The sequence below is a fragment of the Maribacter sp. genome, assembly GCF_016744255.1.
Taxonomy (GTDB): Bacteria; Bacteroidota; Bacteroidia; order Flavobacteriales; family Flavobacteriaceae; genus Maribacter_B.
In genome coordinates this window covers 1-3924 of record NZ_JADGES010000163.1, presented here as the reverse complement: position 1 = coordinate 3924, position 3924 = coordinate 1, and the positions used below count along the sequence as shown (strand labels likewise).

Here is a 3924-nt window from a genome sequence, read left to right as displayed (position 1 = left end):
AGTCCTTTGTTCTAACATAACCCAAAGGTAGACCTTTTTAGAAGCTAAAGCGAAATGCACTAAAGTGCATAGTTTTAACTATTTTTGAGACCAATAAAATTACAAAAAATAGGCAGGGTTTAACAACCCTGCCTATTCTATATTCTTTCCATATTTTAAACTACTTAAAATATTTTTGCCGCTAACTGAACTCTAGCCACTTTCAGTGACGGATTCCAAAGTGTGGTAGCCGAAACAGGGATTCGTAAATCTAAAAGCTTTAATGTTTTAGAGGCTGTTAAACCAATATTCACCAAATCAAAATTCTCTTGTCCATCGCCATATAAATGAGTGTCCCCATTAAAAGAAAAAGCACCACCAACAAAGGCTTTTAGATCCACCTTACTCTCACTAATTAATGGATAAGAAGCTTCTACATAAGTAGAGTATCGCTGTTCTAAATCACCGCCTTCTAACTGAGCATCTCCTCTTCCATAAAGCAAAACATCTGCCTCTAGTCTCAAAGGAAACTTTTCTCCAAAATTATAAGAGGTTCTCAAATCTAGTAAATGCCCTGTAGAGTTTTTATCATAATCCCACGCATCTGGATCCACTGCATTTCTTGTATTAAACAAATCCCATAAACCAATAGAAAAACCATTACTAGCATATTGCATGTAGTAATTTATCTCCTTATAGTGTGTTCCATCGCTATCATTAGAAAACGCCATACCTCCCCAAAATCCTCCAGTAAAACTACCAGATTTATTTAGCTTTATAGTTGTAATTACACCTAACATTGGCTTATCTGTAATTATTAACCCTCTCCACAAATGGTTCGTTTTTAAATCTGCAGAAAAACTAATAGGACTATCTTTTAGGTCCTGCCTCTCTTCTTGTGCAATACTTAATTGACAAAAAAATACTGCTATAAATATTACTATTACTTTTTTCATTTCTTATTTTTTTAACGTACAAATCAACTATTTACAATAACAAAGTATATAAGGTGGCTGCAATTATTGCCCCGATAATTGGCCCCACAATAGGAATCCAAGAATAACCCCAATCACTACTTCCCTTTACAGGTAAAATAGCATGCATAATTCTAGGACCTAAATCCCTTGCTGGGTTAATAGCATAACCCGTAGTGCCTCCTAAAGACAGCCCTATTACCCAAACTAAAAATGCTACTGGTAATGCGCCTAAAGAACCTAAGCCAACCTTAGCCCCTTCATCTATACCTAGCTCAATACTTGGGCCTGCGATATAAAAGATTACAAAAACCAAAACAAAAGTTCCTATAATTTCACTTATCAGATTAGATACCGTATTTCTTATAGCCGGCCCTGTGCTAAAACAAGCAAGTTTACCACCTTCATCTTCTGTAGCATTAAAATGGTCTTTATAAAACAACCATACTAAAAATGCACCTAACATTGCTCCCAACAGCTCTCCTGCTAAATATTCAGGAACTAAATTCCACGAAAGTTTACCCGCGGTGGCTAAAGCAACTGTTACTGCTGGGTTTAAATGAGCTCCACTATATGGACCCGCTACCACTACACCAACATATACAGCTAAAGCCCAACCAGTAGTAATAACAATCCATCCTGAATTATTACCCTTTGTTCCCTTTAACACAACATTTGCTACTACCCCATTCCCTAATAAAATAAGCAACATGGTGCCTAAAATTTCTGCAACTAAAATTGACATAATTTTATATTTTTTTGGTTAATTACTTAGTTAATCTTCTATCCAATTTTGAGCACATTTTACAGCCTTATGCCAGTAATGCAACAAGTTTTCAACTTTTTTTGGATCCGCTTTTGGATGAAATTCTTTATCCACTACCCATTGCGATTGAATATCATCTACACTATCCCAATACCCTACTGCCAACCCTGCTAAATAAGCCGCACCTAATGCCGTAGTTTCTAATGTTTTTGGGCGTAGTATTTTAAACCCGAATAAATCAGATTGAATTTGCATTAATAAATCACTTGCTGCTGCACCGCCATCTACCCTAAGCTCTATACTTTTTTCTCCAGCATCTGCTTCCATAGCTTTTACTATGTCATACACCTGAAAAGCAATCCCTTCTAAAGTAGCACGCGCAATATGCGCATCTGTAGTTCCTCTTGTAATTCCCAACATAGCACCACGTGCATATTGGTCCCAATATGGAGCACCTAAACCTGTTAAAGCTGGCACAAAATAAACTCCACCATTATCTTCAACAGTCTCTGCTAAATGATTTATACCTGGTGCTGTTTTAACCATTTTTGCACCATCTCGTAACCATTGAACTGCCGCTCCACCAACAAAAACACTACCCTCTAAAGCATAGGTTATTTTTCCGTTAATTTTCCAACCAATAGTGGTTAATAAATTATTCTCGGAGTACACTGCTTTCTCCCCAGTATTCATAAGCAAGAAACACCCTGTACCGTAAGTATTTTTAACCATTCCTGGTTTTGTGCACATTTGACCAAATAATGCTGCTTGCTGATCCCCTGCTATACCTGCGATAGGAATTTTTGTAGAAAACAAAGTTGTTGCTGTAGAACCATAAACCTCACTACTTTCCCTTACGGTAGGCAACATGGCTTTTGGAATATTAAAAAGCTCTAATAGTTCCGCATCCCATTCTAACGTATGGATATTAAGCAACAATGTTCTACTTGCGTTGGAAACATCGGTAATGTACATATTACCTCGTGTTAACTTCCAAATAAGCCAAGTATCCACAGTACCAAAACACAATTTTCCGGCTTCGGCTTTTTCTCTTGCACCCTCGACATTATCCAGTATCCATTTTACTTTAGTTCCAGAAAAATAAGCATCCAACACAAGCCCCGTTTTCTTTTTAATCATGTCCGTATGCCCCTCAGCTTTTAACTGATCACAATATTTAGCTGTTCTACGATCTTGCCAGACAATAGCATTATATATAGGTTCACTTGTTTCTCTATCCCAAACAATTGTTGTTTCTCGTTGATTTGTTATACCAATAGCCGCAATTCCTTCCCCAGATACTCCTTCTTGGGCAACTACTTCGGCAGCCACAGAAATTTGCGAAGACCAAATTTCATTTGGATTATGCTCTACCCATCCTGGCTTAGGAAAAATCTGTTCAAACGGTTTTTGCGAAACTCTCACTATTTCTCCATTATGATTAAATAAAATTGCTCTGGACGACGTTGTGCCTTGATCTAAGGCAAGTATTAATTTATTTTTCATTATGTAAATATTTGATGGTTGTTATATTTCTTTTTTCAATTCAAAATGTAATTTGATGTTACTTCTATATAATCTGCCACTTGCTTCTCTTTCCAACTATCATCTCTTCCTAATTCAGAAGCCATTATATCTGCAACTTTTGGAGCCATTTTTATACTCTCCCTAGCATCTAGCAATTGGCATCGGGTTCTACGTGCTAAAACATCTTCTACAGTACGAGCCATTTCATTCCTAACAGACCAAATCACTTGTGCTTCTATAATATTTAAAGAAGAACTCAGGGACTTATTCCATCCATTTTCCTTAGACAGCTCCAAAATATGTTTCTCATCACTACCATAGGTATACAAAGGGTTTGTGATATCCACATTTTCTTTATATCCGTGTATTTTTAAATGTTTTGTTTTAGTTGGAATATGAGACCAACCATGGTTTTTTTCCGCTTTATTAACCAGATCTTCACCCATTTTTCTAAAAGTGGTCCATTTTCCTCCAACCATCGTTAAGAGACCAGATGCTGATTTATAAATTTTATGGCTTCTAGATATCTCTTTCGTTTTCTTTCCATTTCCTTTTGTAGCCGCCAAAGGACGCAAGCCTGCAAAAACACTTAAGACATCACTTCGTTTGGGTGCTTTAGTTAAATATCTCTCCGCTGTACTTAAAATAAACCCTACTTCTTCTTCTAACGCTACAGGC

The 3924-nt window shown here is 36.7% G+C and carries 4 protein-coding genes; all 4 read right to left on the bottom strand.

From position 1 onward, the window contains the following. Positions 1-164: 164 nt before the first annotated feature. On the bottom strand, positions 165-935 hold the full coding sequence (locus QZZ51_RS16325) for a hypothetical protein (RefSeq protein WP_291871629.1): 771 nt from the start codon (positions 933-935) through the stop codon (positions 165-167). Between the two features lie 31 nt (positions 936-966). Further along, positions 967-1698, bottom strand: coding sequence for an MIP/aquaporin family protein (locus tag QZZ51_RS16320; RefSeq protein ID WP_291871627.1), 732 nt, complete (start codon positions 1696-1698; stop codon positions 967-969). A 30-nt stretch (positions 1699-1728) separates the two neighbouring features. Then, positions 1729-3225, bottom strand: a complete 1497-nt coding sequence (gene glpK, locus QZZ51_RS16315) for a glycerol kinase GlpK (protein WP_291871625.1) — start codon at positions 3223-3225, stop codon at positions 1729-1731. Positions 3226-3260: 35 nt separating this feature from the next. Continuing rightward, on the bottom strand, positions 3261-3924 hold a 664-nt coding region (locus QZZ51_RS16310; protein WP_291871623.1), incomplete at its 5' end, for a glycerol-3-phosphate dehydrogenase C-terminal domain-containing protein.